The 26,465-nt window shown below is 37.8% G+C and carries 21 protein-coding genes; 14 read left to right on the top strand and 7 right to left on the bottom strand.

Annotation, left to right across the window (positions count from 1 at the left end):
• Positions 1-317: 317 nt before the first annotated feature.
• Positions 318-1,322, bottom strand: coding sequence for a DNA polymerase III subunit delta (gene holA / locus RBH95_RS07675; protein WP_307902100.1), 1,005 nt, complete (start codon positions 1,320-1,322; stop codon positions 318-320).
• Between the two features lie 102 nt (positions 1,323-1,424).
• Here holA and RBH95_RS07670 point away from each other — a divergent pair, with 102 nt between their 5' ends.
• From RBH95_RS07670 to RBH95_RS07650, 5 genes are all read left to right on the top strand, one after another.
• Positions 1,425-1,886: a type I restriction enzyme HsdR N-terminal domain-containing protein gene (locus RBH95_RS07670; RefSeq protein ID WP_307902099.1), complete on the top strand. Its 462-nt coding sequence runs from the start codon at positions 1,425-1,427 to the stop codon at positions 1,884-1,886.
• A gap of 10 nt (positions 1,887-1,896) precedes the next feature.
• On the top strand, positions 1,897-2,886 hold the full coding sequence (locus tag RBH95_RS07665; protein ID WP_307902098.1) for a glycosyltransferase family 2 protein: 990 nt from the start codon (positions 1,897-1,899) through the stop codon (positions 2,884-2,886).
• Positions 2,887-2,967: 81 nt separating this feature from the next.
• Complete coding sequence (locus RBH95_RS07660; RefSeq protein WP_307902097.1) at positions 2,968-3,681, top strand: T9SS type A sorting domain-containing protein; 714 nt, start codon at positions 2,968-2,970, stop codon at positions 3,679-3,681.
• A gap of 504 nt (positions 3,682-4,185) precedes the next feature.
• Complete coding sequence (locus tag RBH95_RS07655; RefSeq protein ID WP_307902096.1) at positions 4,186-5,043, top strand: OmpA family protein; 858 nt, start codon at positions 4,186-4,188, stop codon at positions 5,041-5,043.
• A 294-nt stretch (positions 5,044-5,337) separates the two neighbouring features.
• Positions 5,338-5,511 carry a hypothetical protein gene (locus tag RBH95_RS07650; protein ID WP_307902095.1) on the top strand — a complete coding sequence of 58 codons (174 nt, stop codon included), beginning with the start codon at positions 5,338-5,340 and terminating at the stop codon, positions 5,509-5,511.
• 92 nt (positions 5,512-5,603) lie between these two features.
• On the opposite strand, the gene RBH95_RS07645 is transcribed toward RBH95_RS07650, so the two are convergent.
• Positions 5,604-6,224: an L-threonylcarbamoyladenylate synthase gene (locus RBH95_RS07645; RefSeq protein ID WP_307902094.1), complete on the bottom strand. Its 621-nt coding sequence runs from the start codon at positions 6,222-6,224 to the stop codon at positions 5,604-5,606.
• A 204-nt stretch (positions 6,225-6,428) separates the two neighbouring features.
• On the opposite strand from RBH95_RS07645, the gene RBH95_RS07640 reads away from it, so the two are divergent.
• The 4 genes from RBH95_RS07640 (at position 6,429) to RBH95_RS07625 (ending at position 10,785) form a co-directional block, all read left to right on the top strand.
• Positions 6,429-6,884: a hypothetical protein gene (locus RBH95_RS07640; RefSeq protein ID WP_307902093.1), complete on the top strand. Its 456-nt coding sequence runs from the start codon at positions 6,429-6,431 to the stop codon at positions 6,882-6,884.
• Positions 6,885-6,903: 19 nt separating this feature from the next.
• On the top strand, positions 6,904-8,754 hold the full coding sequence (locus RBH95_RS07635) for an adenylate/guanylate cyclase domain-containing protein (protein ID WP_307902092.1): 1,851 nt from the start codon (positions 6,904-6,906) through the stop codon (positions 8,752-8,754).
• Positions 8,755-8,860: 106 nt separating this feature from the next.
• Positions 8,861-9,820 carry a hypothetical protein gene (locus RBH95_RS07630; protein WP_307902091.1) on the top strand — a complete coding sequence of 320 codons (960 nt, stop codon included), beginning with the start codon at positions 8,861-8,863 and terminating at the stop codon, positions 9,818-9,820.
• Positions 9,817-10,785 carry a hypothetical protein gene (locus RBH95_RS07625; RefSeq protein ID WP_307902089.1) on the top strand — a complete coding sequence of 323 codons (969 nt, stop codon included), beginning with the start codon at positions 9,817-9,819 and terminating at the stop codon, positions 10,783-10,785. The genes RBH95_RS07630 and RBH95_RS07625 overlap by 4 nt, the downstream gene beginning before the upstream one ends.
• Here RBH95_RS07625 and RBH95_RS07620 read toward each other — a convergent pair whose 3' ends face one another.
• Both RBH95_RS07620 and RBH95_RS07615 read right to left on the bottom strand, forming a co-directional pair.
• A complete protein-coding gene (locus RBH95_RS07620) occupies positions 10,786-13,104 on the bottom strand; it encodes an ATP-dependent helicase (RefSeq protein WP_307902088.1) in 2,319 nt (772 codons plus the stop codon).
• Positions 13,105-13,196: 92 nt separating this feature from the next.
• Positions 13,197-14,774 carry a DUF748 domain-containing protein gene (locus RBH95_RS07615; RefSeq protein WP_307902087.1) on the bottom strand — a complete coding sequence of 526 codons (1,578 nt, stop codon included), beginning with the start codon at positions 14,772-14,774 and terminating at the stop codon, positions 13,197-13,199.
• Between the two features lie 59 nt (positions 14,775-14,833).
• On the opposite strand from RBH95_RS07615, the gene RBH95_RS07610 reads away from it, so the two are divergent.
• Together RBH95_RS07610 and RBH95_RS07605 are read left to right on the top strand one after the other, a co-directional pair.
• Positions 14,834-16,399: an FMN-binding glutamate synthase family protein gene (locus RBH95_RS07610; RefSeq protein ID WP_307902086.1), complete on the top strand. Its 1,566-nt coding sequence runs from the start codon at positions 14,834-14,836 to the stop codon at positions 16,397-16,399.
• A gap of 19 nt (positions 16,400-16,418) precedes the next feature.
• Entirely contained in the window at positions 16,419-16,940 is a 522-nt protein-coding gene (locus RBH95_RS07605; protein WP_307902085.1) for a hypothetical protein, read from the top strand.
• A gap of 7 nt (positions 16,941-16,947) precedes the next feature.
• Here RBH95_RS07605 and RBH95_RS07600 read toward each other — a convergent pair whose 3' ends face one another.
• Positions 16,948-17,853: a patatin family protein gene (locus RBH95_RS07600; RefSeq protein ID WP_307902084.1), complete on the bottom strand. Its 906-nt coding sequence runs from the start codon at positions 17,851-17,853 to the stop codon at positions 16,948-16,950.
• Between the two features lie 87 nt (positions 17,854-17,940).
• On the opposite strand from RBH95_RS07600, the gene recG reads away from it, so the two are divergent.
• Positions 17,941-20,043, top strand: a complete 2,103-nt coding sequence (gene recG, locus RBH95_RS07595) for an ATP-dependent DNA helicase RecG (RefSeq protein ID WP_307902083.1) — start codon at positions 17,941-17,943, stop codon at positions 20,041-20,043.
• Positions 20,044-20,132: 89 nt separating this feature from the next.
• On the opposite strand, the gene RBH95_RS07590 is transcribed toward recG, so the two are convergent.
• Positions 20,133-20,300: a hypothetical protein gene (locus RBH95_RS07590; RefSeq protein WP_307902082.1), complete on the bottom strand. Its 168-nt coding sequence runs from the start codon at positions 20,298-20,300 to the stop codon at positions 20,133-20,135.
• 240 nt (positions 20,301-20,540) lie between these two features.
• On the opposite strand from RBH95_RS07590, the gene RBH95_RS07585 reads away from it, so the two are divergent.
• A complete protein-coding gene (locus RBH95_RS07585; protein WP_307902081.1) occupies positions 20,541-22,982 on the top strand; it encodes a prolyl oligopeptidase family serine peptidase in 2,442 nt (813 codons plus the stop codon).
• Positions 22,983-23,121: 139 nt separating this feature from the next.
• On the top strand, positions 23,122-25,548 hold the full coding sequence (gene pheT, locus RBH95_RS07580) for a phenylalanine--tRNA ligase subunit beta (protein WP_307902080.1): 2,427 nt from the start codon (positions 23,122-23,124) through the stop codon (positions 25,546-25,548).
• A gap of 58 nt (positions 25,549-25,606) precedes the next feature.
• Here the strand turns inward: pheT and RBH95_RS07575 are convergent, their stop codons facing one another.
• On the bottom strand, positions 25,607-26,260 hold the full coding sequence (locus tag RBH95_RS07575) for an FISUMP domain-containing protein (RefSeq protein ID WP_307902079.1): 654 nt from the start codon (positions 26,258-26,260) through the stop codon (positions 25,607-25,609).
• Positions 26,261-26,465: the final 205 nt, after the last annotated feature.

Raw genomic sequence — 26,465 nt, 5'->3', positions numbered from 1 at the left:
ACAAAAAAAAGCCAACCCAAAAAGGATTGACTTTTTTCATAACATAACACAATTTGCATAAGACTGTAACAGCCTTTTTGCGGTCAAATTTTGAGGCTAACTACCAACCTAAAATTTGAATTCGTTTAATCAACTAAAAACTTAACTTAATAAAAAAACCTTCCGACCTTCAAAAGCCTGTATTTAAAGTAAATAACAGCTTTATCCCGATCGTCAATTTATTTATAAAACTACGTTGCAAAGGTAACCAAAAGGCCTTTTCCGGCCTTTAAAATAAGTGTACCATTAACACTTGATTAACCTTTGTAAAATTGTTGTTAATTGAAGATTTTAACCAGAAGCTCCTTTAATAAATCTCCCTGGGGAATAGCGTTCGCCCCCACCCCTTTACTTTTGACATCAAAAGTACGCAAGGTTTCCACAATGGCACTCACTTTTCTCATTGGGTAGTTACGCGCAGCCAAAATGTATTCGTTTACAAAATAAGGATTGATTTTTAAGGCAGAAGCCACATTTCTAGGATTTTTGTCGCTCAGTCCATGTAGTTGTAGGAGTTGGGAGAAAAAACTAAACAAAAGGGACACGGTAACCACCATAGGATTATCCTTTGGGTTATCGGCAAAATAATTGACAATCTGAAAGGCCTTCAAGGTATTTTTTTCTCCAATCGCCTTTCTAAGCTCAAAGTTGTTATAGTCCTTACTAATTCCAATATTTAGCTCTATTTGCTCAGCTGAAATCTCGGTACCTTTAGGCAGAATAATTTTAAGCTTATCCAGCTCATTACTGATCTTGCTTAAATCGGTTCCTAAAAACTCCACTAGCATTTGGGCCGCCTTTGGTGTAATGCTATAGTTTTGTCCTGAAAGCACCCGTCTAATCCAATCGGCTACTTGGTTTTCGTAAAGCTTTTTACTTTCATAGACTACTCCTGTCTTTTTAATACTTTTATAAAGTGCTTTACGCTTATCAATTTTCTTGTACTTATAATTGAGCACCAGGACGGTTGAAGGCTGTGGATTTTCAGCATAAGAGGCCAACTTTTCTATTTGTCGCGCCAAATCTTGAGCTTCTTTAACAATCACTACTTGACGTTCTGCCATCATCGGGAAACGCTTGGCATTACTAACAATATCTTCTACCGAAATATCACGCCCGTACAACACCATTTGGTTAAAGCCTTTCTCCTCTTCCGCGAGTACATTGTCTTCAATATAATCGGATATTTTATCTATATAATAGGGTTCTTCCCCCATCAAAAAGTAGATAGGTTTTAAATTTCCGTTCCTAATATCTGTAACTATCTGTTTAACCTCGTCCAAAAGCGTAAAAATTTCATGTATCCAAATGCTATGGAAAAACCAGAATCCACATTTGGTATTTATTTTATGTAGTGTATTTTTGAAAAAATTCAAGTGGTGCACATGCAAAACCTAAACTTTCCTAAGTTTTCATTCCGTTTCAAAAGTAGCGAAAATAAAATTTCTATTTTCGATGAGATTCGTAAAAAATTCATCATCCTTCAACCCGAGGAATGGGTACGCCAGCATTGTGTGCATTACCTTATGGAGGTGAAAAAATATCCAAAACCGCTCATCAATGTTGAAAAAGAACTAACTGTTAACAACTTAAAAAAACGCTACGACATTGTTATATTTAATACCGATGGCAGTATTCACCTTATCGTAGAATGCAAGGCTCCTTCTGTACCGATTAGCCAAAGCACTTTCGACCAGATAGCCCGTTACAATTTAACTTTGGATGCTGCTTTTTTAATGGTGACCAACGGAATTAATCATTATTATTGTCAAATGGATTTTGAAGAGGAGCGCTATACGTTTTTAAGAGATTTACCCTCCTACTACCCAAATCCATCAACCCTTTGAAACTATTTTTGTGAGCACACGCATAGCTATTGTCATTTTAAACTGGAACGGAAAACAACTTTTGGAACAATTCCTGCCCTCTGTGGTATCGCATTCCCAAGGAGCCGCCATTTACGTAGCCGATAATGCCTCTACAGATGATTCCATTGCCTTTGTAAAAGTTGCCTATCCAGAAATCATCGTTATTCAAAATCAGGAAAATGGTGGCTATGCCAAAGGCTACAATGATGCTCTTAAACAGGTAGACGCTGATATTTTTTGCTTACTGAATAGTGATATTGAAGTGAGTCCAAATTGGCTTTCCCCCATAATTAATGAGTTTGACAATAACCCCAACACCGCCATTGTACAGCCAAAACTTCTAGATTACAAGCGAAAGGATCACTTTGAATACGCAGGGGCCGGCGGCGGCTTTATAGACAAATTTGGCTATCCTTTTTGCCGAGGCAGAATCTTTGACACTCTAGAAACCGATACCGGCCAATACAATGACAACGCTAACATATTTTGGGCCTCAGGAGCCTGTTTCTTTATACGTAAAGACGCCTTCAATTCCCTAAATGGTTTTGATGAGTCCTTTTTTGCCCATATGGAAGAAATTGATCTGTGTTGGCGTGCCTTTAATTTAGGCTACACTACTAAATATATAGGTGCTTCCACTGTTTATCATGTTGGTGGAGCGACATTGCAATCCAGCAACCCAAGAAAAACTTATCTTAATTTTAGGAACAGCCTCTATACCCTTACCAAAAATGCCTGTGGGCCAATTTTCTTTTTAATATTAACACGATTGATTTTGGACGGCATTGCAGCGCTTAAATTTTTGTTTGAATTAAAATTCAAACATATTCTTTCCATTTTAAAGGCGCATTTTAGTTATTATGCTCACTTACCTAAATTACTAAAACAACGCGAACACATCACACAACAAAAGCACTATTATAAATACGCTTCAATTCTTGTAAGATATTATTTGAAAGGACAAAAAACATATAGATAATTTCCTACATTAACTTTCGTTTAACTCCAAAAATAAAAGTAGTTTTTAGTTTCATGGTCTAAATTTAATTAACAAATAACCATGAAAAAACTTTTACTTTTAGGCTGCTTTGCAGCATTAGGAACTATCAACACTTTCGGACAAACCACTTTTGGATGGGAAACCCTTCAAACAAGTGCTTCTACCTCTAAATCTGAAACTATTGATGGAATTACCCTAACTGCTACAACACCTGGAGGAACCACCAACATGACTGTCGGCTCTGCTGTTTTTCCTGGCCTTTCAGGCAAATCACTTCAATGCTATACTTCTTCCACCATATTTACATTTGACACTCCTGTGAATATTACATCAATGGTCTTAGTTAGCTTTTACACTGAAGAAGATTTCCCATTTACATTAACTCCAGAAGGAGAGGAAAATGAAGCTGTAACCGTAGAAAACTCAGAATACTCAGCTACGGCCACTTTAAATTGGGAAAATGTAACTTCTTTTACAGTCACTTCACCTATAACTTTTGCCATATTTGATAACTTAATTGTAGAAAATGCTACTTTAAGCACTTCTGAAATAGCAATGGAGGAAATAGCGCTTTATCCTAACCCAACGTCTTCTACATTACATATTACGGGGATTACAGGCATCACTTCAGCCGAAGTTTTTAATAGCTTAGGGCAATTGGTATTGCGTAATGCTGCTTCAGAAATCCATGTAGAAGCACTTAGCCCTGGAGTGTACATTTTAAAAGTGACTACCGATAAAGGAAACTTTACAAAGCAATTTGTAAAAGAATAGTCAATGAAAAGCTCACATTTTTAACTATAACTAGGCTTAAGACAATAAAACCAAAATATGTTCAACAAAACATTTAAAAAGTTAGACATATTGAATAAAATTAACTCCATTAACATTAATTTAACTTTCAAGCCTTTTTTTATATCTAATTTCGAAATCCATTTTTAAGTGTACATAACACATTTAAATGTTTTTTTGCTCATTTATTTAACAATCAAGGTATAATATAGGTTCAATTTTAACAGAACCTATTTAGGTTCAATCTAGTTACCTTACCCTTAACACAAGCAGGGATATTACAAAAGTTTAATCTTAGCAGTAACAACTCAACCAACCTTGCTTTTTAGCCAAACCACTTCATGATTTGATATTGGTTTGGCTTTTTTTGTGTCCTATTTTTTTGTTTATAATTTTTGTTAAACTTTTTGTTAACTTATTCCCAAACGACAATTCTTTTCTATAATTTTGGAACGTTAAAAGAATAACGAATAATCACGGATAATTATGAAAAAACTAATGTTATTGAGTGCTTCTGCCATGTTGCTTTTTGGATCTTGTGTGTCTAAAAAAGAATATGCTGCACTTGAAGCCAAACACAAAGAAACTCAGGACTTATTAAATAGCGCTACCGTAAAACTTAACAGTTGTCTATCAGATAAAGCAGCCGCTACGGCTCGCTTGGAGGGTATGCAAGAACAACTTGCAGATTTGCGCAGAACCAACCAAGACTTGATCGATACTAAGGGAAATTTGACGACCCTTACCCAAAAAGGAGCTGAAAACCTTGAAAAATCATTAGAGAGCCTTAAAGAAAAAGATTTAAAAATTACGCGTCTTCAAGAAGCTTTAACCAAAAAGGACAGTGTAACACTAGCCATTGTTTCAAGTTTGAAGAAAGAAGTTGGTATCAACGATCCAGATATAGAAATCAACGTGGAAAAAGGTGTTGTATTCATCTCTATCGCTGATAAATTGTTATTCCAAAGTGGCAGCTACAATGTGACTAGCAGAGCTAAAGAAGTGTTGGCAAAGGTAGCTAAGGTTATTAACAGTAAACCAAACTTTGAAGCCATGGTAGAAGCTCACACCGATAATGTACCTTACCAAAGAGGTGTATTGTTGGACAACTGGGATTTAAGTGTTAAGCGTGCTACATCGGTAGTGAGAGTATTGGAAAGTTTAGATGTAAGCCCGCAACAGCTTATCGCTGCTGGTCGTGCTGAATTTGTACCTTTGGCTTCTAATGATACCGCTGAAGACAGAGCTAAAAACAGACGTACTAGAATTGTAGTACTTCCTAAAATTGACCAATTCTACGACATGATTGAGGAAGAAATGAAAAACCTTTCCAACGAAGGTTAAAACTCAAACACCATAAATTAAAAAGCCCGCTGCTAGCGGGTTTTTTTTTGCTAATATTCAAAAAAACAACTAACTTAAGAATCAGATAAGCAATGCTTTAGCACTTATCTTTCTTTTTGTGAAGTTAGTCTTACGAGTTAGTTTATTTTTTTCCCATTAATCGAATAAAAATGGTAATTAAAAGAAAAACAGCACGTTATAAAAACGCAACACTTATATTTATGTAACCCAAAACTACCTTTCTTTTTTTTTAAGAACGATACTTTAATTGCCTGCTTCTAAAATATTTAACCCATGGAACATGCATTACCTTACCGTTTTAAAAGACGTTCTAAAAACCATTTCGATTGGTTGTTAAATGTTATCAAATCTGAAAAATACTATGAAGCCGAATCTATTATAGTAGAACATACTTTTAATAAAATGTCCAATTCATCCAAAAGCTTCAAACACAACAGTGTATTTTGAAAATTTTCAGTTTTCTTTTTCTCATCGAAAAGCCCTTAGTTGTCCGTTAAATTATTAACTGCTCAGCCAGCTTGCTCTATTACGATGTAAGCCTAAAAAATTTCCAGAGATCCTTTTCCTTCACGGACAATTAATGGCTCTTCTTCCGAAAGGTCAATGACTGTAGAGGCTTCATTATCACCGTAGCCACCATCTATAACCAAGTCCACCAAATTATCCCATTTTTCATGGATCAATTCGGGATCGGTAGTATACTCTAAAATTTCATCCTCATCACGAATAGAGGTTGAAATGATAGGGTTCCCCAACTGCCTCACGATTTCGAGAGCAATATTATTATTTGGCACCCTTATCCCAACAGTTTTCTTTTTCTTAAAAACCGAAGGAAGTGTTTTGGCTCCCGGTAGAATAAAGGTATAAGGCCCGGGCAAAGCTCTTTTTAGAATTTTAAATGTAGTGGTATCTATTTGCTTTACGTAATCACTTAAATTACTGAGGTCTTCACATATAAATGAAAAATTAGCCTTTTCCAATTTCACATTCTTAATTTTTGCAACACGTTCCAAGGCCTTGGAGTTTTGGATGTCGCACCCCAAACCATAAACCGTATCGGTTGGGTAAATTATCAATCCCCCACCCTTCAAAACCTTAACCACTTTGTCAATCTCTCTGGGGTTCGGATTTTCCTCGTAAATTCTTATCAACTGGGCCATTTCACAAATGTCTTAATGCACTATAAAAGTAGTTAAATAATTGCTTCCAACACTGCTTAAAAACCATAATTAAAGACCTAAAAATCAGCTATATAAAATTTTTCACTATCTTTAATAGCATTCAAACACCCTTAAGACAGATAATTGCCTCATTTCATTATTTAATAGCGTTTAACATTAAGGTAACCATTAAATAATTGAAATATGAACTCCAATAATGAAAGAATAGACTCCACCGTTTTCCTTACGGTAGACACGGCAAACATTAACCCCGGAAATGTAAAACTTACTGCTATACTATCAGATAACCGAAATGATTCTCCAGAACAACCCGGAGACCCTACAAATTTTACTACAGCAGTCGATAGAGATAAAAGTGTGACATGGCAAGGCATCGTCAAAGAACCTACTACCAATCCAAATGATAGCGTACAAATTATATTGATTGCCAGAAAACCGGGTGATAACGGTGGAGCAAAATTTTTAAAACATGGCATACTTGAAACTGAAGACATGAGTACGGTGTCCGGAAAAATCAGGGATAAAAAAAAGGAAAAGGATGAAGAAAACGAAAACTATTATATCGTATTTACAGTGAACTACGACTTCACAAACCCCTATATCCTGGATCCAAAACTAAAAATGACGGACAAAATATAATCTATTTTCAACATGTAATATGCACTTTAGAGAATTGAGAATTTGCACGGTCATAATTTACTTTGCAATATTCTTCACAAAGGGGTTTTCTCAAAACCAAAAAACCGCTGATAGTTTAATTACTGTCTACGAAACTCATGTGTCCAACCAAAACAACCTATCTCTAATTTTCAAAATTATAAATGAAACTATAAACGCAGATACCAAACTAAAATTCTCAAACCTTCTTATCGAAAAAGCCCCAAAAGACTCTTTAATACTGCAGTATTCTGGCTACCTGCAAAAAGCCAATGCCTTGAGCGAAAAAGCAGACTTTCCTGAAGCACTAGAATGTTATTTTTCGAGTTTAAAATATGCAGAAAAAACCAAAACCGATGCGTTTATCGGAGCCGCACTCATTGGGATAGCAGACACGTACTCTAATGTAGACAATCCACACAACGCCCAAAAATATTACCTGGAAGGAATTGAAAAATTACGGCTTACAAAAGATTCATTGAAATTGGGAAATGCCCTATACAATGTTGGCGACAACTATTTAAAAACCGGAAATACCAATGATGCTCTCAGCTACACAAATAAAGCTGGCAGTATTTTTAAAAACCTCAAGGACATTAGAGCTATGGCCTATGTAGATGGGAATCTTGGAAGGGCTTACGCTGAAAAGGAAAAGTATGAGCTTGCTTTAGAAAAAATAAAATCTGCTATAGAAACTCTCGAAAAATTAGAAGACTATTACCCCATACCTGAATTCCTTATTTATATGTCCGACATCTATGTAAAAAAAGGAGATATAAAAAAAGCGTTAACCTATGCCAATAAAAGTTTAAACCTCGCTAAAAAATACCATCTCGATGACCAACTAAGTGAAACCTATTTAAAATTGTCAAACCTTTATGAAGCACAAGGAAATTTCAAGGACTCCCATTTTAATTATAAACAGCATATCCTATACAGAGACAGTATCGCAAACTTAAAAAATATTCAAAAAATGTCTGCTCTAAGAACCAATTATGAGGTTTCAAAAAAAGAGGCAGAGGTTAATATCCTCCAGAAAGAAGCTGAAATATCCCAACTCAAAGATCGTAGGCAAAAGGCCGCCATTTACGCCACTGCCGCTATTATATTTTTAATTTCACTTTTGGCATGGGGACTTTACAGGCGCTATAAATTCATCAATAAAACCAAAATCATTATTGAAAATGAGAAAAAACGCTCAGATGACTTACTAAAAAACATTCTCCCAGAAAAAACTGCGGAGGAACTTAAGCAACACGGTAAGGTAAAAGCTCAAAAAATCAAAAATGCCACCGTATTGTTCACCGATTTTGTTGGCTTCACAAAATACTCAGAACACCTGCCACCTCAGCAATTAGTTGAAAGTATTGACTATTATTTTTCAAAATTCGATGAAATTATAAGTCGCTACCAGCTGGAAAAAATAAAAACAGTTGGGGATGCCTACATGTGCGCTAGCGGTCTGCACAATCATAGTCAGGATCACACGAACAACATGATTTTGGCTGCAATGGATATTATTCATTTTGTTAACCACACTAAATCGTCAAACACAGAACTTTCTTCCAATTTCGACATCCGGATAGGCATCAACACAGGACCTGTGGTGGCCGGTGTGGTAGGAACCAAAAAATTTGCTTATGACATTTGGGGTGACACCGTTAATGTGGCTTCCAGAATGGAGTCCTGCTCCCTTCCCGGAAAAATCAACATTTCACATAACACCTATAAAATTGTCAAAAACGAATTTGAGTGCGAATACCGCGGAAAGGTTGAAGTAAAAAACCGAGGCATTATGAAAATGTATTTTGTTAACTCCAAAAACAATTCCTCATTAACCATTGATTCTTAAACCCAAAAATTAAAAATACACAAGTCACCAGTCCTTGGTTTCATTAAATTCATCTTTAATCCACTCAAATTCTGTAACATATTTTGGTTTTTAGAGTCTTAAATATATGAGGAATTTCTTTTTTATATTCAGTTTTATTTTTGCATTTCAAACAGCTTCACCAAGCGCAAGTATCAAACAGGTTGCATTTCCTCAGGCAGAAATCCTGAATCAATACACCGCTCGTATTCCGTTTCAACTTATCGACAACCTTATTGTAGTCAAGGCCGAGTTACTCGGAAGAAAAGGAAATTTCATTATCGATACTGGCTCTGAAGCTCTTATTCTAAATAAAGTCCATTTTCCTTTGAAATATGCCCATCACAAAAAAAATCAGGAAATGACAGGTGTTGTAAGCATTATTGACAATCCATTGGAAAGAAAGCTTAGCTCCTTTACAATCGAAAACCTTGTTCTGGAAAACAAAAATTCAGATGTCATTGATTTATCCCATATTGAAACTTCAAAAAAAATTAAACTCTTAGGCGTAATAGGTTATAGCATTTTGAAAGATTATGAAGTTTTTGTCGACCTATACCTTAACCAAATTACCTTATCCAAAACCGATCATAAAGGGAGAAAATTAGACCCTCGGGGGTATTTAGAGAAAGTTGTGGACAGCGTAGCTTTTCAGTTAAAAAATCACACCATAGTGGTTAGCGCCTCTATTAATGGACACTCCTTAACTTTTGGCATTGACACTGCTGCCGAAGTAAACCAAATCAATAACAAAACCCATCGCAAAGCCTTAACATATTTCATTCCAAACAATCGTATTCTCCTCACGGGAGCAAGCAACAAACAGATTGAAGTTTTGGCAGGAAATTTGCATCGGGTTAAACTAAGTGAAACCGTTTACTTAGGTCCAATGCATACCATATTAACCAATTTAGACAACCTCAACAAGGCTTTCGGAACTAGTTTGGATGGCATTTTGGGGTATGAATTTTTCAAACAAAAACGAACAATTATCAATTATAAAAAAGAAAAACTTTACTTTGTACCATATCCTTTGCAAGCACATTGAGAAACATTGTTCATTATACCATTTTTATCCTGCTCATTTTAGTGGGCAGTCTTGGTGTTGCTCAAAATCCAAATGTTAAAGGATACAGAATTGATGGAGACGACATTGTGTTCATTTTTAATCGAGATGATTACCAAACCGTTTCTCCCGACGGTTTTGAACCCGCCATACCTTTTGAAAATCTCAGCATTGATAATGTAGTAGTTGCAGGCCAGTTCAACAACTGGTCTAAGCACCGTTGGAAAATGCACAAGATAGATGAGGACACCTATGAACTCCGAAAAAAACTTAGCGACTTTACCGATGCTATTTCATGGGAATTCAAATTTATTGTCAACCATGAATATTGGGCAGAACCTTCTCCACAAATAAGTAACACGGTTCAAGCCACCAAAGATGGCCTTCACTTAAACGTCCTCAACCTAAACCTTTTTACTGGCGCCTACCCTTCCAAAGACGGCAATGTTAGGTTTAGACTAAAAGGCCATGAAGATGCCAAAGAAGTGATTGTATCAGGCTCCTTCAACAAATGGAACGAGCACGCTTTCAAAATGTATAAAATGGATGGTGGCTGGGAAATTATCCTTCAACTAAGACCAAACGACTACCAATACCGCTACATTGTTGATGGACTGTGGATGGAAGACCCCTCCAACCCCGATAAAGTTTCCAATGAGTTTGGCGAATACAATTCGCACATTAGCATAAAGGACAATGTGACTTTTACCCTTAAAGGCTACCATAATGCTGAGACGGTCATTTTAACAGGCTCGTTTAACGATTGGAACGAACATCAAATTGAAATGACCAAAACTGACACCGGATGGACTAAAACCATTCTTCTATCTGGTGGAAAACACCACTACAAATATATTGTTGACGGAAATTGGATGGTAGATCCCAACAACCCCGTGAAGGAATACGACAGTAATGGCTACATCAATTCCGTAATGATGGTAAAATAACTATCCTAACACCTTTAGTTTAGCAAAACGCAACAATAGTTTTTTAACGCCTCCTATTTCAAAATTGATTTCCGCTTTGGTATCGGCTCCTTGCCCCTCAATTTTGAGCACCTCTCCTTTTCCAAATCGCATGTGCTCTACAATATTGCCTACGCCAAGTTCGCCATCAAATAGATTGGTTACCTCGCTCTCTTTTGCTTTGGCCATTGGTTTTAATTTCGCAGGCGGTACAAATTTAGGCGGTGTTTTCTCCATTTTCTTTTTTATTGGAGGCTTCTTAAACCTTACTTTATTAGGCGGTACGTCTCCAAAAATATCAGCATCCAACATAGGATTGAAACGCTGCTCTTGAACCGGCGTTAAGACCTCCAAATATTGCTCATCAATTTCTTCAATAAACCTACTAGGCTCTGCATCTATCAATTTTCCCCAACGGTAACGAGAAACTGTATAAGTTAAATAGGCTTGTTTTTCAGCGCGCGTTAATGCTACATAAAACAAACGGCGTTCTTCTTCCAAATCACTTCTGGAATTTGAACTCATAGCACTTGGAAACAAATCTTCCTCCATTCCCACAATGTACACATAAGGGAATTCCAGTCCTTTTGCCAAGTGAATGGTCATCAAAGCGACTTTGTCATCGTCCTCGTTATCCTTATCCATATCGGTTGCCAAAGCAACATCTTCCAAAAACTCGGTTAACGATCCCGTTGCATCAGCCAACTCCTTTTGACCTTCTACGAAATCCTTAATACCGTTCAAGAGCTCCTCAATATTTTCCATTTTGGCAACCCCTTCTGGTGTGCCATCCTTATTGAACTCCTTAATTAATCCTGTTACCTTGGTAATATGCTCTGCCAATTCAAAGGCATTAGCAGTTTGGTTCATCACCTGAAAACTCTCCAGCATTAAAACGAAATCACGCAATTTCCCTTTAGTTCCTGAGTTGATTTTCAAATCAACCTTATCTAGGTTTTGCATCACCTCAAACATAGAACGCTTATAACCGTTGGCCGCTACCAATAACCGATCGACGGTGGTTTGACCAATTCCCCTTGGCGGGAAATTGATGACTCTTTTTAAAGCTTCCTCATCGGAAGGATTGATTACCAATCTTAAATACGAAAGGATATCCTTAATTTCTTTACGTTGATAGAAAGACAGGCCTCCATAAATACGATAAGGGATATCACGTTTTCTCAAGGCGTCCTCCATCGCTCTGGACTGTGCATTGGTACGATATAAAATGGCGAAATCACTGTTTTTAAGCTGTTCATTCATTTTATTTTCAAAAATAGAACTCGCCACGTAACGCCCTTCGTCACCGTCCGTCATTAAACGGTTGACCTTAATTTTCCCCCCTTCATCATTGGCTGTCCAAACTACTTTATCCAATTTTGTTTGGTTTTTATCGATGATGGAATTGGCGGCGTTAACGATATTTTTTGTGGAACGGTAGTTCTGTTCCAAACGGAACATTTTCACACCGTCATAATCCTTCTGGAAGTTTAAAATGTTGTTGATGTTGGCGCCCCTAAAAGCATAGATACTCTGGGCATCATCACCAACCACACAGATATTTTGGAAACGATCAGACAAGGCTCTTACTATCAAATACTGTGAGTGGTTGGTATCTTGGTACTCATCTACCAAAATATAACGGAATCTATCTTGATACTTAGCCAACACATCAGGAAACCTGGTTAAAAGCTCATTGGTTTTTAACAACAAATCATCAAAATCCATAGCGCCCGCCTTAAAACAGCGTTCTACATAATTTCTATAGATTTCTCCCATTTTAGGTCTTCTTGCAGCAGCATCGGACTCCCGAAGCTCTGGATTATTAAAATAGGCCTTAACCGTAATAAGGTTGTTTTTATAAGAAGAAATTCTGGAACGAATCTGTTTGGCCTTATAGACATCTTTATCCAATCCCATTTCCCTTATAATGGAACCAATCAGTTTATCAGAATCCTGAGCATCATAAATAGTGAAATTACTTGGATACCCCAATCTATCAGCTTCAAAACGTAGAATTTTGGCAAATATGGAGTGGAATGTTCCCATCCAAAGGTTTTTGGCCTCACTTTGTCCTACAATAGTTGCAATACGCTCTTTCATCTCGCGCGCTGCCTTGTTGGTAAACGTCAAGGACAATATATTGAAAGGATCTACCCCCTGACTCATTAAATAGGCAATCCTATAGGTTAGCACTCGGGTTTTGCCAGATCCCGCTCCTGCAATCACTATCATAGGCCCATCCTTTTGAATGGTTGGGGCTAACTGCGCTTCATTCAGCTGACTTAAATACTTCTCCAAAGTTTCTGATTTTTTTCCGCCGTGAAATTAACCAATGTCTAAGTTTTAGTTGGTCTGATTTATTAATAATTATAAACAATGAGGAATAATTTCTAGGTTTTATGCTTTCGCTTGTGGTTTACCATGGTTTTTAACAAACCTTCCTTAGCATTGATCCAAAAATAATTGAATACCGATTTGGTTTTATCGCGTTCAATTCCCGATTTATGGCCTTCCCTGAAATGATCCGGCAACCTATCACTATTATTAGCCACCAAGGCATTTAGCACTCCAGACAAAAACTTGTTAGGCGCAGATCCATCCTTTTTTAAAACTACAATATGAAAGTCCTCGTATTTGGCACGCATATCCACCTGCGAGAAGTTATTATTTCCCCCAACCGTAAAGTACAACTGCTCTATCTCCCCTTCAAACTTCACTCTTAGATTAGGCTCGGAAAACTTATTGATATCATGCACTTTCAATCGATCCAATTCTGCCTGAAACACAAATGCTCCTTGAGGATCATTCACATCAAAAGACCAATCTACTTTTAATGGGGCATGCTCCATAAAATTGGCTTCTATTTTTATCTCTGTTTTTTCAGGAGATCTATAGGTGTTACTTACATTGGAAATCTTGGCGTTTAGGTTAGAAAAGGTAATCTTCCCTCCGTAATTGTCTTGTTTTACTCTTTCAGCATAAGCTACAGATGCATTTTTTATTAAAAGTGAATCAATATTCAAATCAAAACTCAAATCCCGAAGCATTTCGTTGTAAAGAGGTTTAATTTTTGGATCATCGGCCACCAATTTATCCCTAAAGAATTCTGCTTGCGGATTCAGGAGCTCCATTTTAGGACTGGCAAACAACACCCTACCACTTTCAGAAAAACCAACCTGGTAATCCTTCAAAACCACCGAATCAAAGACGACATCGGCAAAATCTCTTTCAATAGATATATGATTGGAAAGGTCGTATTTGGAATATTTCGTAAATATCCTAAAATCCTTAAACACCATGTCCTTTTCTGATAATTGAGAAGCACCAATAGTCATGTTTTCATAAGGACCGATAACATAAAACAAAGAATCGAAAGCCACCTGATAAGCTTCATAATCAATAGGTATTTTTTGCTTTAGCACCTCCTCATCTAAAAACACCTTATCCAAACCCAAATCAAGATTGGTAACTTGCAATAGTATAGAATCTGTTTTCGCCTCCACTATATCAATCCCTGCTTGTTCTATTTGAACCTTCTTAACCTTAAGTTTATACTTAAAAGGTTTAGACTCCTTTGAGGTGTCAACCAAACTATCTCGATTCTGATCACTAAAGAAAGTTAACTTAGGACGGGTCAATTGAATGTGGTCAATAGCTATATTATCATTAAACAGATACGCCAAATATCCAACATCCTTTATTGCCAAGGTCTCCAGGTTTACCTTCGAAATAAGTTTATTACCGCCCTTTTGAAAATTCTGCAGCTTTACATCTTTTAACGTAGCATTGCCACTCCAGACGTTCAAATCCAAATTGGCATACTCAAGCTTAAGGGTTTCCGGGAGAGATGCAGAAAGGTAATTTTCAACCTTGCTCTTTACAACCGAATTCACTTTACTAACCGCCAAAGCAGTTATAACAACAATAGCCAAAAGAACTATCAACCTGATTTTCTTACCCTTACCCATATGTTAAAGATATCACTTTAGAACAATATTTTTTTAAATATCTTTACAAAAAAGCCTATATGATTTTTCAATTGTTTGCCCTTGCCGACATTCGTTGGTGGATGTGGATTGTTCTTGCCCTGTTTCTTGTTGCCTTTCGAGATATCATTATTCAAAAAAAACATACCATAAGCCACAACTTTCCTATTGTTGGGCATTTAAGGTATCTTTTGGAAAGCATCGGCCCAGAGATGCGGCAATACTTTGTAGCCAACAATAGAGAAGAACTTCCTTTCAACAGAATTGAAAGAAGCTGGATCTATGCTTCTGCAAAAAAGGAAAACAACTATGAAGGTTTTGGAACCGATCGCGACATATACGCCCATCAACATATCTTTATCAATAACGCCATGATTCCCTTTAAAATCCAAAAGGATCACCCAAATGCTATTGATAAAACATTTTTGCCCTGTGCCAAGGTTATGGGCGCTTATAACAAACGAAAAAAGCCCTACAGACCTGCTTCGGTTATCAATGTTTCCGCTATGAGTTTTGGCTCTCTTTCTGCAAAGGCTATAGAATCACTCAACAAAGGCGTACATATTGCAGGAGCATATCACAACACGGGCGAAGGAGGTCTCTCTCCCTACCATTGTCAAGGAGGAGATGTTATTTTTCATTTTGGAACAGGTTACTTTGGTGTTCGCGATAAAGAAGGTAATTTTTCATTGAAAAAATTAGTCCAATTAGTCAACGACAACCCACACATAAAAGCCATTGAAATCAAGTTGTCTCAAGGTGCCAAACCAGGCAAAGGTGGTGTTTTACCGGCTGCCAAAATATCTAGGGAAATATCTGAAATACGCCATGTAGAAATGGGCAAAGATGTCCTATCCCCTCCTAATCACTCGGCATTTTCCAATGTTCCTGAACTTTACGATTTAATTGAAACCATCGCAGAAGCTACAGGCCTTCCTGTTGGCATTAAAGCTGCTATTGGTAAATTGGAACAATGGGAAGAACTGGCAGAGCTCATGTTAACAAAAGGCCATGGACCTGATTTTATCACAGTAGACGGCGGTGAAGGAGGTACAGGAGCAGCTCCTCCTAGTTTCGCCGACCACGTTTCCCTACCTTGGGTATACGGCTTTAGCGACCTATACAAACTCTTCAGAAGTAAAGGTCTTACCCATCGTATTGTATTTATCGGCAGTGGCAAATTAGGTTTTCCAGCCAAAGCTGCCATGGCATTTGCCATGGGCGCAGATTGTATTAATGTAGCCAGGGAAGCCATGATGAGTATTGGCTGTATCCAAGCTCAAATTTGTCATACCAATCGATGCCCTAGCGGAGTGGCAACCCAAAACAAATGGTTACAAAGCGGTATTAATGTGCCTTTAAAATCAGAACGTTTAGCACAGTATTTTAAAACCTTCAGAAAGGAATTTATCGAAATTACCCATGCAGCGGGTTACGAACACCCCTGCCAGTTTAAAATGAGTGATGTAGATGTAAATGTAGATGACCGCAACCTATCGGAAGAGTTGAAATACACCTACCACTACGAAAAAACACCCGTTCCTTTTAAAAGTATGCAAGATTTAAAAGATTGCCTATATTTGGGCGGACATTACCAAAAAAAATAACCCTAATCACTCTTTAGATATGGATTCTGAAAGAATTATCGACTTACTTTTATTTACAATACCTGCATTGGTTACCGGGCTAATCGCCTACTATTTTTTTAAGGAACACACAAAAAACGAAGATGGCAGAAGACGTTTTTTACTCCATAAAGACATTCAGGTTAACACCTTACCAATTCGTTTACAAGCCTATGAGCGTATGGCGCTATATTTAGAACGCATAAGCCCTTCAAAACTCCTAATAAGAGTACAGCCAACATCTTCAAATAAAGAAAGTTACGAATCTTTACTTATAGCTACAATTGAACAAGAATACGAACACAATATCTCGCAACAAATCTACATAACAGACGAATGTTGGAACATTATTGGAGCTGCAAAAAACTCTACAATTCAACTGATAAGAAAAGCTAGTATGCTTGAAAAAACTAATACAGCCAATAAATTAAGAGAAGTCCTTTTAACTGAAATGATGGATCATCGTGCACCAAGTGATGCGGCATTATCCTTTATTAAACATGAGGTAAGCGAATTATGGTAATTCTGTTTTAAACGTCGTTTAAAACAGAATCAGCTCCATGTTTCTTGGCAGCATGTTCATAGCCTTGCTGCCACCATTTTACCATTAATTTCCGACTAAATATCAAGGAATTTTCAGTTAGATCTGTAGGAGTGTAATACAGATTGAGCTTTACATTTTTATTGCTTGCCGCCAATTTACCAATAAGGATATCATGGCTTTCCAACTGATCCATTAAATGCCCAAACAAACTGATCATCAAAGAAAACGGATTCTTCCCCAAAACCTTTTTCCCTTCCAGTTTTTCCGATTTTAAGATAACAGCATCAATCTCTGTTGCCCCACGCTGAATCGCTTCCCTAATCGGTACTACACAGCCCAAACCACCATCGGCATATTCGTTACCATTTACTTCGGTAAGCGACATAAAAGGGATATAGTTGCAAGAAATCCAGATCCAGTGGCAAAATTCCTCATAGCTGAAATCCCGAATGGATTTATATTCCACCGAATTTGCAGATAAATTGGAAACTGTGACGACCACATCCTCCTTGGTTTCCAAAATTTGAAAATACTCTTCTTTTGTAAAATTCTTTCTAATAAGACGCTTTAGGGATTTGCTCTCTCCAAAGGTGCGCTTCATTTTAATAAACTGCCATAAAGAGTTCACAAAATCAATCGAAACAAACTCCCTATCCCCTTTTTTTCGCTGTACAAAAGGACTTATACTAAAAATATCATGCTGCTGTACATTAGTGAAAAGATTGTACAATTTATCAATCTTGTTAACCGCTAAATGAGGGACCAATAAACTCCCCGTAGAGGTTCCAAGATACATATCATAATCCCTACCAAGTTCTTCAATAAGATATTGTGCAACTCCACCAGCAAAAGCACCTTTGCTCCCACCTCCGGATATAACCAATGCGCGCATGTAATTTTGTATTAAGTTAAGTTATGGTTTCCCAATTTACAAAAATTCGGGTTTTATGTTTCATGGATAACAATTATATTCGTCTTCATGAATTCCAAACTACAAACTCCCATAGACTATCTAAAAGGCGTCGGCCCCAGCCGTGCCGATTTATTGCGAAAAGAGCTTGGCATTCACACTTATCAGGATTTATTGAACCTATTCCCCAATCGTTATATTGATCGCACACGTTACTACAAAATCAACCAACTGCAACAAAACTCATCAGAGGTACAGGTGGTTGGACGCATAACAAGCTTTAAAGAAGTGTCGCAAAAACGCGGTAAACGATTGGTAGCTACGTTTAGGGACGATACCGGCTCTATGGAATTGGTTTGGTTCCGAGGGCAGAAATGGATTAGAGAAAGCGTAAAACCGAATAAGGACTATGTTATCTTTGGGAAGACCAATTGGTACAACGGTACATTTAGTATGCCGCATCCTGAAATGGAGCTCTTGAGCGATCATAAAAATAACCTTCGCTCGGCCATGCAGGCAGTTTACCCCTCTACCGAAAAACTTTCCACCAAGGGTATCACCAATAGGGTCATAACGAAAATGATGCAAGAGCTGTTCATGGAAACACAAGGCAGATTTGCCGAAACGCTTTCAACTTCCATCCTCACAAATTTGCAACTCGTTTCAAAAAGAGAAGCCCTCTTCAATATTCATTTTCCAAAAAGTCAAGAGCTATTGGCCAAAGCACAATACAGACTAAAATTTGAAGAACTTTTCTATATACAACTGCAATTGGTCATCAAAAACCTGGTAAACAAAACTAAGATAAAAGGCCTTCCTTTTGAGAATGTCGGCCCGCTTTTCAACTCCTTTTTCAAGGAACATTTACCCTTCAATTTAACTAATGCCCAAAAGCGCGTAATCAAGGAAATTCGTCAGGACTTGGGAAGCAATGCGCAGATGAACAGATTGCTTCAAGGCGATGTTGGATCGGGTAAAACCATCGTCGCTTTAATGTCCATGCTCATCGCTTTGGATAATGGTTTTCAAGCATGCCTTATGGCGCCTACTGAAATTTTGTCAGTCCAGCACTTCAACGGATTATCTGAACTATGTAAAAACCTGAATATCAATATAAAAATATTAACAGGTTCAACCAATACTTCAGAACGAAAAGAGATTCATAAAGCCCTAGAAAGTGGTGATTTACAAATTTTAATTGGTACACACGCCCTCCTTGAAGACAAGGTGAAATTCAAAAATTTGGGACTCGCCATCATCGATGAGCAGCACCGTTTTGGAGTAGCCCAACGCAGTAAATTATGGCGGAAAAATTCTACGCCTCCGCACATTTTGGTCATGACAGCAACACCAATTCCTAGAACTTTAGCCATGTCTGTTTATGGCGATTTGGATGTTTCCGTTATCGACGAATTACCTCCCGGAAGAAAGGAAATAAAAACCGTGCATCGCTACGACAAAAACCGTCTGAACGTTTTTAAATTCATTCGGGACGAAATCCAAAAAGGACGTCAGATTTACATCGTTTACCCCCTCATTCAGGAAAGTGCCGCAATGGACTACAAAGACCTTATGGATGGCTACGAAAGTATAGCAAGGGACTTCCCTGCTCCTCAATATCAAATTTCCATCGTCCACGGTAAAATGAAACCTGCCGACAAAGATTACGAGATGAAGCGCTTCATTAAAGGTGAAACCCAAATTATGGTTGCCACAACGGTAATTGAAGTAGGCGTTAACGTACCCAACGCTTCTGTGATGATTATTGAAAGTGCCGAACGTTTTGGACTCTCCCAATTACACCAGCTTAGAGGTCGTGTTGGTAGGGGCGCCGAACAGAGTTACTGTATTTTAATGACCAGTCACAAACTCAGCGACGACAGCAAAGTCCGCTTAGAAACCATGACCAGAACCAATGATGGTTTTGAAATTGCCGAGGTAGACCTAAAATTAAGAGGGCCCGGGGACATTATGGGCACTCAGCAAAGTGGGGTTCTCAACCTAAGAATAGCCGACATAATCAAGGACAGTACTATATTACAACACGCCAGATACATTGCCAAGGAACTTTTAAAGAAGGACCCTACCCTAAAACTGGAAGAAAACCAAGTTATCCTACACACCTACCAACAGCTTAGCAAATACAAAAATATTTGGAACTACATTAGCTAAGACCATAAAAAACCCAACCTTTCGGTTGGGCCTAAAACATAACTGTACGTTTTATGATCGATTGATTGATGTATTAGAATCATTAGGCATCAAGTTGCAACAACCTTTATATCGCTTTGCCCTAAGTATATTTGCCTGAACAACAAACTCAATTGAGGATTTCCGAAAAAAGTTAAAGAAATACGAAGTCCTGAAATGAATACAATTAAAGAAGTTAAGAAATCGAAGACTTCTCCCAAAGAGTCTAGATTCTTCATAATGTATTGATTTAAAATTAATTACCTAAAATTAACCGCTATTACAGCTCACACCTGTTAGAGCTATGTTAAAAGGTTTTAGCTCATTGTTAATTAACTATTCCTTAAGCAATTGATATAAAATAAACTGATAAAGGTTTATTAAAAGAATTGCCTTTATCCCTACAAAAAAGTACATTCGCAAACATTTAATATTATCGCCCTCTAGGCTTCTATTTATAAAACTGCAATACACAACGTATGAAACTAATTTTAGCGCTTACCCTATCCCTTTTCATTACTTCCCTTGGAATTTCCCAAACTGGCAACCAGTCACCATTAAACATAAAAACCATCATGCAAGGCAACAATTTCGTTGGTCACCTCCCCTCAAATGCTCATTGGTCTACCGATGGTAAAACTATTTATTTCAGTTGGAACCCCGAAGGAGCTTTCAGCGATTCTCTTTATGCCTACACCATTTCCAATGGTATCACAGAAAAAGTGGATTTTGAAACCTCCTATAGCTTGCCACAACCAAGTGGGAGCAGTAATATCACCAACAAATCAACCTACGTAAACCCATACGCTCATATCATCTTTAACAGTGATAAGTCTAAAAGCATTTATACAAAACATGGAGATATATACCTTGTTGACCAAAGCAACTATGCGGTAACCCAAATCACCAATACTGTTGATTCCGAAAGGAATATTCAGTTTACGGCAAACGATTCCAAAATCGCCTATGTAAAAAATAACAACCTATTCACCTGGTCTTTGGAAACGGGTATTACAGAACAGATTACAAATTTCACCAACAAGAAAGAAGACCACACTAAAAGAAGCCAACAAGACGAATGGTTACACCAAGACCAATTGGACATTTTTGAGGTGCTTAGCGAACGTAAAGCCAAGAATGACGCAAAAGAAGAGCTCAACAAAAGAAATCTCAACAAAAGACCTCTTGAAATTTATACTGAAGGCAAAACTGTTACCAACATCAAAATAAGTCCGAATGGAAAATTTGTAACCTACGAATTATATCAATCGCCAAAGGAGGCAAAAGGAACCATTGTACCGCATTACGTTACAGAGTCGGGCTACACCGAAGACCAACACACACGCACCAAAGTTGGCAGCGAACAAGGCACGTATGAAATGTTTATTTACAACATTGAAGCTAAAACTTATTATCCCGTTGTTTTAGATAATTTGGAAGGTCTTGACGACATCCCTGAATACACCAAAGACTACCCAGACAAAGAGTACAACAACGACAACAGAATCTCTTATGTAACTGGACCAAACTGGAGTGAAGACAGCAGACATGCCGTATTAGACATTAACAGCAGCGACTTTAAAGATCGTTGGATTGTGTCTTTGAACTACGACGATGGCTCGGTTAAAAACTTAGTGAGACAACGTGACGAAGCTTGGATCGATGGCCCCGGTATCAGCAGTTTTGGAGGCAGTGCCCTTGGATGGTTGCCAGACAACGAAACCATTTGGTACATGTCTGAAGCTACTGGATTTGCTCATTTAAATACCACTAATGTCAACTCAGGAAAAACCAAAGCACTGACAGAAGGGAAATTTGAAGTGTACGACGTCTACCTTTCCAATGACAACAAACATTGGTACTTCACCTCCAACAAAACACACCCGGGAGATCGCCAATTTTACAGCATGCCGTTGAAGGGAGGTAAATTCACCCAACTAACAACCATGACCGGTAATAATGACGTGGTACTATCGCCAAACGAAGAATACTTAGCCATATTGCACTCCTACTCCAACAAACCAACAGAGCTTTATGTTCAAAAAAATCCTTTATTCGGAAAAACGTCTGATCAACCTAAGCAAATCACCCATTCCACAACAGAGGCTTTTGAGGCATATTCTTGGAGAGACCCAGAAATTATCACCTTCAAGGCAGAAGACGGTGCCACCGTCCAAGCTAGACTTTATCAACCTTCCGCCGCTACCAAAAACAATGCTGCTATTGTATTTGTGCATGGTGCAGGATACCTACAAAATGCTCATTCCTGGTGGAGCGTCTATTTTAGAGAATACATGTTCCATAATATTTTAGCCGACAACGGTTATACTGTTTTAGATATCGACTACAGAGGCAGTGCTGGCTACGGTAGAGATTGCCGCACAGGAATCTACAGACACATGGGAGGCAAAGACCTTTCAGACCAAGTAGATGGTGTTCAATATTTAATCAACAATTACGGCATCGACAAGGACAAAGTGGGAATTTACGGTGGCTCCTATGGTGGATTCATCACTCTTATGGCCATGTTCAACGAAGCCGACACCTTTAAAGCTGGAGCGGCAATTCGTTCTGTTGGTGATTGGGCTGCCTACAACCATGGTTATACGGCACGTATCCTTAACACACCTGTAACCGATAGTTTGGCCTACAGAAGAAGCTCCCCTATCTATTTTGCTGATGGCCTAAAAGGAGATTTATTGATTTTACACGGAATGGTAGACGATAATGTTCATTTTCAAGATATGGTTCGCCTTAACCAGCGCTTGATAGAGTTGGAAAAACACGACTGGGAAATGGTCCTTTATCCACTGGAAAGACACGGCTTCGTTGAACCTAGTAGTTGGACCGATGAATATACACGGATTTTCAACCTTTTTCAAGAAAGTTTACTGAACGACAACAATACCCAAAAAGAGTAAAGGTATCACTAACATTTTTAGTCGCAAATATTTATCTTTGTGCCCTAAATTACCCCCGTTGGAGTTGTATTTTTACACAACTTTGACAATCGGAAGAACGAAAAAAATTGTAGGTTTGCGCCTTTATTAAAGAACGAAAATGAAGATTTCATACAACTGGTTACGACAATTCATCAAAACAGATTGGTCTCCTGAAAAAACAGGAGAATTACTTACAGATTTAGGACTTGAAGTAGAAGGCATTTCAGAATTTGAATCTGTAAAAGGAGGACTTAAAGGAATTGTTGTTGGAGAAGTATTAACCTGTGAACAACATCCTAACGCCGACCGCTTGAAGGTAACCACGGTAAATATTGGAGCAGAAAAACCATTACAAATTGTATGCGGCGCTCCTAATGTAGCAGCTGGACAAAAAGTTCCGGTAGCCACTATTGGCACCACACTTTACACCCCAGAAGGTGAAGCTTGGAAAATTAAAAAAGGGAAGATTCGAGGAGAAGAAAGCCATGGTATGATATGTGCCGAAGACGAATTGGGATTAGGCCAATCGCATGACGGTATTTTAGTGCTTGATGAAAAAGTTAAGGTTGGTGCCGCGGTTTCAGATATCTTCAAAGTAGAAAACGATCATGTATTTGAAATAGGCCTCACGCCTAACCGAGCTGACGCCATGAGCCATTTTGGAACTGCCAGAGACCTTAGGGCCGGTTTGATTCAAAAAGACATTCACTTAGAATTCATTACACCATCTGTAAGTGCATTCCACGTTGATAACAGAACCCAAAAAATAGATGTAGAAGTTCTTAATAAAGAATTGGCTCCTCGTTATTGTGGAGTATCTATATCGGGAATTACAGTTGAGGAATCACCTAAATGGCTTCAAAATAAATTAAAAGCAATAGGCCTTACCCCAAAAAATAATGTGGTAGATATCACCAACTATGTACTACATGAGCTAGGGCAACCACTGCACGCATTTGATGCCGCAAAAATTAAAGGTCATAAGGTAGCTGTTAAAACCTTGCCTCAAGGAACAAAATTCAAAACTTTGGATGGCATTGAACGCGAACTTCACGAGGAAGATTTAATGATTTGTGACGCTGAAAAACCAATGTGTATCGCAGGGGTACTGGGAGGCTTGGATTCTGGAGTAACAGAAAACACTACCAGTATCTTTTTGGAAAGCGCCTATTTTAATCCCGTTTCCATAAGAAAAACTGCTAAGCGACATGGATTGAATACCGATGCGTCATTCAGATTCGAAAGAGGCATCGACCCCAACATTACAGAATACGCTTTAAAAAGAGCGGCACTCTTAATCCAAGATATTGCTGGAGGAGAAATTACTAGCGACCTTGTTGATATGTATCCAAAGAAAATTGAGGATTTTCAAGTTCGCTTGAGTTTCGAAAATGCGAAAAAATTAATTGGCGAAGAAATTCCAAAGGATACCATCAAGAGCATTTTGACTTCTTTGGAAATAAAAATCAATAATGTTACCGAAACAGGTCTTGGCCTCACGGTTCCGGCCTACAGAAATGATGTTCAAAGAGAAGCAGATATTATTGAAGAAATCCTAAGGGTTTACGGTTACAACAACATTCAAACAACCGAGAAGTTAAACGCCTCAATTTCTAATTCCTCTAAGTTTGAAGATTATAAACTTCAAAATATAATCGCCAACCAATTGGTCGCTCAGGGGTTTTATGAGATTATGGCAAATTCATTGTCTTCTCCAAAATATATTTCACTCAGCGAACAACTAAAAGAGGACCACAATATTGAACTTTTAAACCCATTGAGTAATGACTTAAGTGTTTTGCGCCAAAGCTTATTGTTTTCTGGTTTGGAAGCCATTAGCCACAACATCAACCGAAAGCGCGATGCCTTAAAGCTATTTGAATTTGGGTCTTCTTACCACAATTTTAATGGCAACAGAGAAGAACATAAGCACCTTTCTGTATTTGTTACGGGTAGACGCAATGCAGAACGTTGGAATGCTACCAACCAGCAAAGCGACTTTTTCTACTTAAAAGGTATCATCTCTACCATCCTGCAACGTTTAGGAATCAATAGCACCACTGTTGCTCCTACCAAAAACGATATGATTGCGGAAGGCATTTCTCTTTCTGGAGGAAAATTCCAATTGGTAAACTTTGGATTGGTGAAAAAATCGGTATTAAAGCATTTTGGAATTTCTCAAGATGTCTTGTTTGCAGATTTTAACTGGAATAACATCATTGAAGCCGCCAAACAAAATTCTGTTTCTTTCAAAGACATCCCTAAATACCCTGAGGTTCGTAGAGATTTTGCGCTATTATTGGATGAAGCAGTTACCTTTGAGCAAATAGACACTATTGCCATGCAAACCGAAAAACAACTCCTAAAAGATGTTGATCTTTTCGATGTGTACCAAGGAAACAATCTTCCTAAAGGAAAGAAAAGTTACGCCGTAAGCTTTACTATTCAAGACGAACACAAAACGCTTACTGACAAGCAAATTGATAAAATAATGAATAAGCTTCAAGCTAATTTTGAGAAACAACTTGGAGCCACCTTAAGGTAAAACTAAAAAAAAGCCTCTTAATAAAGAGGCTTTTTTTATGTCATATTTCAATGGTATATCAATCTTTAATACAACGGCATGGCAAACCATCTGTTTTAATTGTCATTAAAGTAGTAGCTTCTGTTCCTAAATCAACATGGATCAATTCTACTTTAGTTGCATCATCAACATTTTCAGTAGAAGAGTACACCCAAGCATCCTCACCTAGGCCCAAAAAAGATGACCAAGTATCTCTATTCCCGGAAGGCATTAAAGAAAAACCACTACTGTTAGTGGCATTTTCCGGTGAATTATCCCATCCTGAAATAGACTTCATTGCCTCTCCTGCCACACTAGCTCCTCCTAATTCACTAACCAAAACACTCCATTCCGAAATACTGGGCACATGCCAACCTTCAGGACATAGCTTTGCGGTTTCAATAGCATACCAATTGTACAATTTACCATGAACAGTCCCAAAAGCGGCATCATTGTTATAATAAGACCATCCAGGAGTTGTTAAATCAAACCAATCATCTTGCACAGTTACGTTAGGAATACTTGTACCATCATTAAGCTTTGAAGTATTTAAATTGGACACCGTCCAACATTGCTCTCCTATTTTAACAGTTGCATATACATTACCATCGGCGTCGGTAATAGTATCACCGCAATTCCATCCACCACCATCATCATCACTTCCACAGGAAGCAAAAAGCAGTAGTACTATCATAAAAGCGCTAAGTTTTAATTGTGATTTTCTCATGATTTGAAGACTTGTTGATTAAACTATTAATAAATATAGTAATTACCTGTTAATTTTTAATTACATCTTCAAAAAATACCTATTATTGGTTATTTTCAATTCAATCATGAACCAAATCCCTATCGTGAATAAAAATTACTTAATTCATACCTCGCAACCCTAAATAATTACT

The sequence above is a fragment of the Mangrovimonas sp. YM274 genome, from assembly GCF_030908385.1.
GTDB lineage: Bacteria > Bacteroidota > Bacteroidia > Flavobacteriales > Flavobacteriaceae > Mangrovimonas_A.
The sequence above is the reverse complement of the archived record's forward strand: the minus strand, read 5'-3'. Positions and strand labels throughout refer to the sequence as shown.

Excerpts from the sequence above, each read along its gene's own strand:
- RBH95_RS07610 (WP_307902086.1), top strand. The coding sequence starts at position 14,834 with ATGATTTTTCAATTGTTTGCCCTTGCCGACATTCGTTGGTGGATGTGG.
- RBH95_RS07670 (WP_307902099.1), top strand. The coding sequence starts at position 1,425 with ATGCAAAACCTAAACTTTCCTAAGTTTTCATTCCGTTTCAAAAGTAGC.
- RBH95_RS07630 (WP_307902091.1), top strand. The coding sequence starts at position 8,861 with ATGAGGAATTTCTTTTTTATATTCAGTTTTATTTTTGCATTTCAAACA.
- pheT (WP_307902080.1), top strand. The coding sequence starts at position 23,122 with ATGAAGATTTCATACAACTGGTTACGACAATTCATCAAAACAGATTGG.
- recG (WP_307902083.1), top strand. The coding sequence starts at position 17,941 with ATGAATTCCAAACTACAAACTCCCATAGACTATCTAAAAGGCGTCGGC.
- RBH95_RS07585 (WP_307902081.1), top strand. The coding sequence starts at position 20,541 with ATGAAACTAATTTTAGCGCTTACCCTATCCCTTTTCATTACTTCCCTT.
- RBH95_RS07660 (WP_307902097.1), top strand. The coding sequence starts at position 2,968 with ATGAAAAAACTTTTACTTTTAGGCTGCTTTGCAGCATTAGGAACTATC.
- RBH95_RS07575 (WP_307902079.1), bottom strand. The coding sequence starts at position 26,260 with ATGATAGTACTACTGCTTTTTGCTTCCTGTGGAAGTGATGATGATGGT.
- RBH95_RS07600 (WP_307902084.1), bottom strand. The coding sequence starts at position 17,853 with ATGCGCGCATTGGTTATATCCGGAGGTGGGAGCAAAGGTGCTTTTGCT.
- RBH95_RS07650 (WP_307902095.1), top strand. The coding sequence starts at position 5,338 with ATGGAACATGCATTACCTTACCGTTTTAAAAGACGTTCTAAAAACCAT.
- RBH95_RS07615 (WP_307902087.1), bottom strand. The coding sequence starts at position 14,774 with ATGGGTAAGGGTAAGAAAATCAGGTTGATAGTTCTTTTGGCTATTGTT.
- RBH95_RS07635 (WP_307902092.1), top strand. The coding sequence starts at position 6,904 with ATGCACTTTAGAGAATTGAGAATTTGCACGGTCATAATTTACTTTGCA.
- RBH95_RS07645 (WP_307902094.1), bottom strand. The coding sequence starts at position 6,224 with ATGGCCCAGTTGATAAGAATTTACGAGGAAAATCCGAACCCCAGAGAG.
- RBH95_RS07605 (WP_307902085.1), top strand. The coding sequence starts at position 16,419 with ATGGATTCTGAAAGAATTATCGACTTACTTTTATTTACAATACCTGCA.
- RBH95_RS07590 (WP_307902082.1), bottom strand. The coding sequence starts at position 20,300 with ATGAAGAATCTAGACTCTTTGGGAGAAGTCTTCGATTTCTTAACTTCT.
- RBH95_RS07655 (WP_307902096.1), top strand. The coding sequence starts at position 4,186 with ATGAAAAAACTAATGTTATTGAGTGCTTCTGCCATGTTGCTTTTTGGA.
- RBH95_RS07640 (WP_307902093.1), top strand. The coding sequence starts at position 6,429 with ATGAACTCCAATAATGAAAGAATAGACTCCACCGTTTTCCTTACGGTA.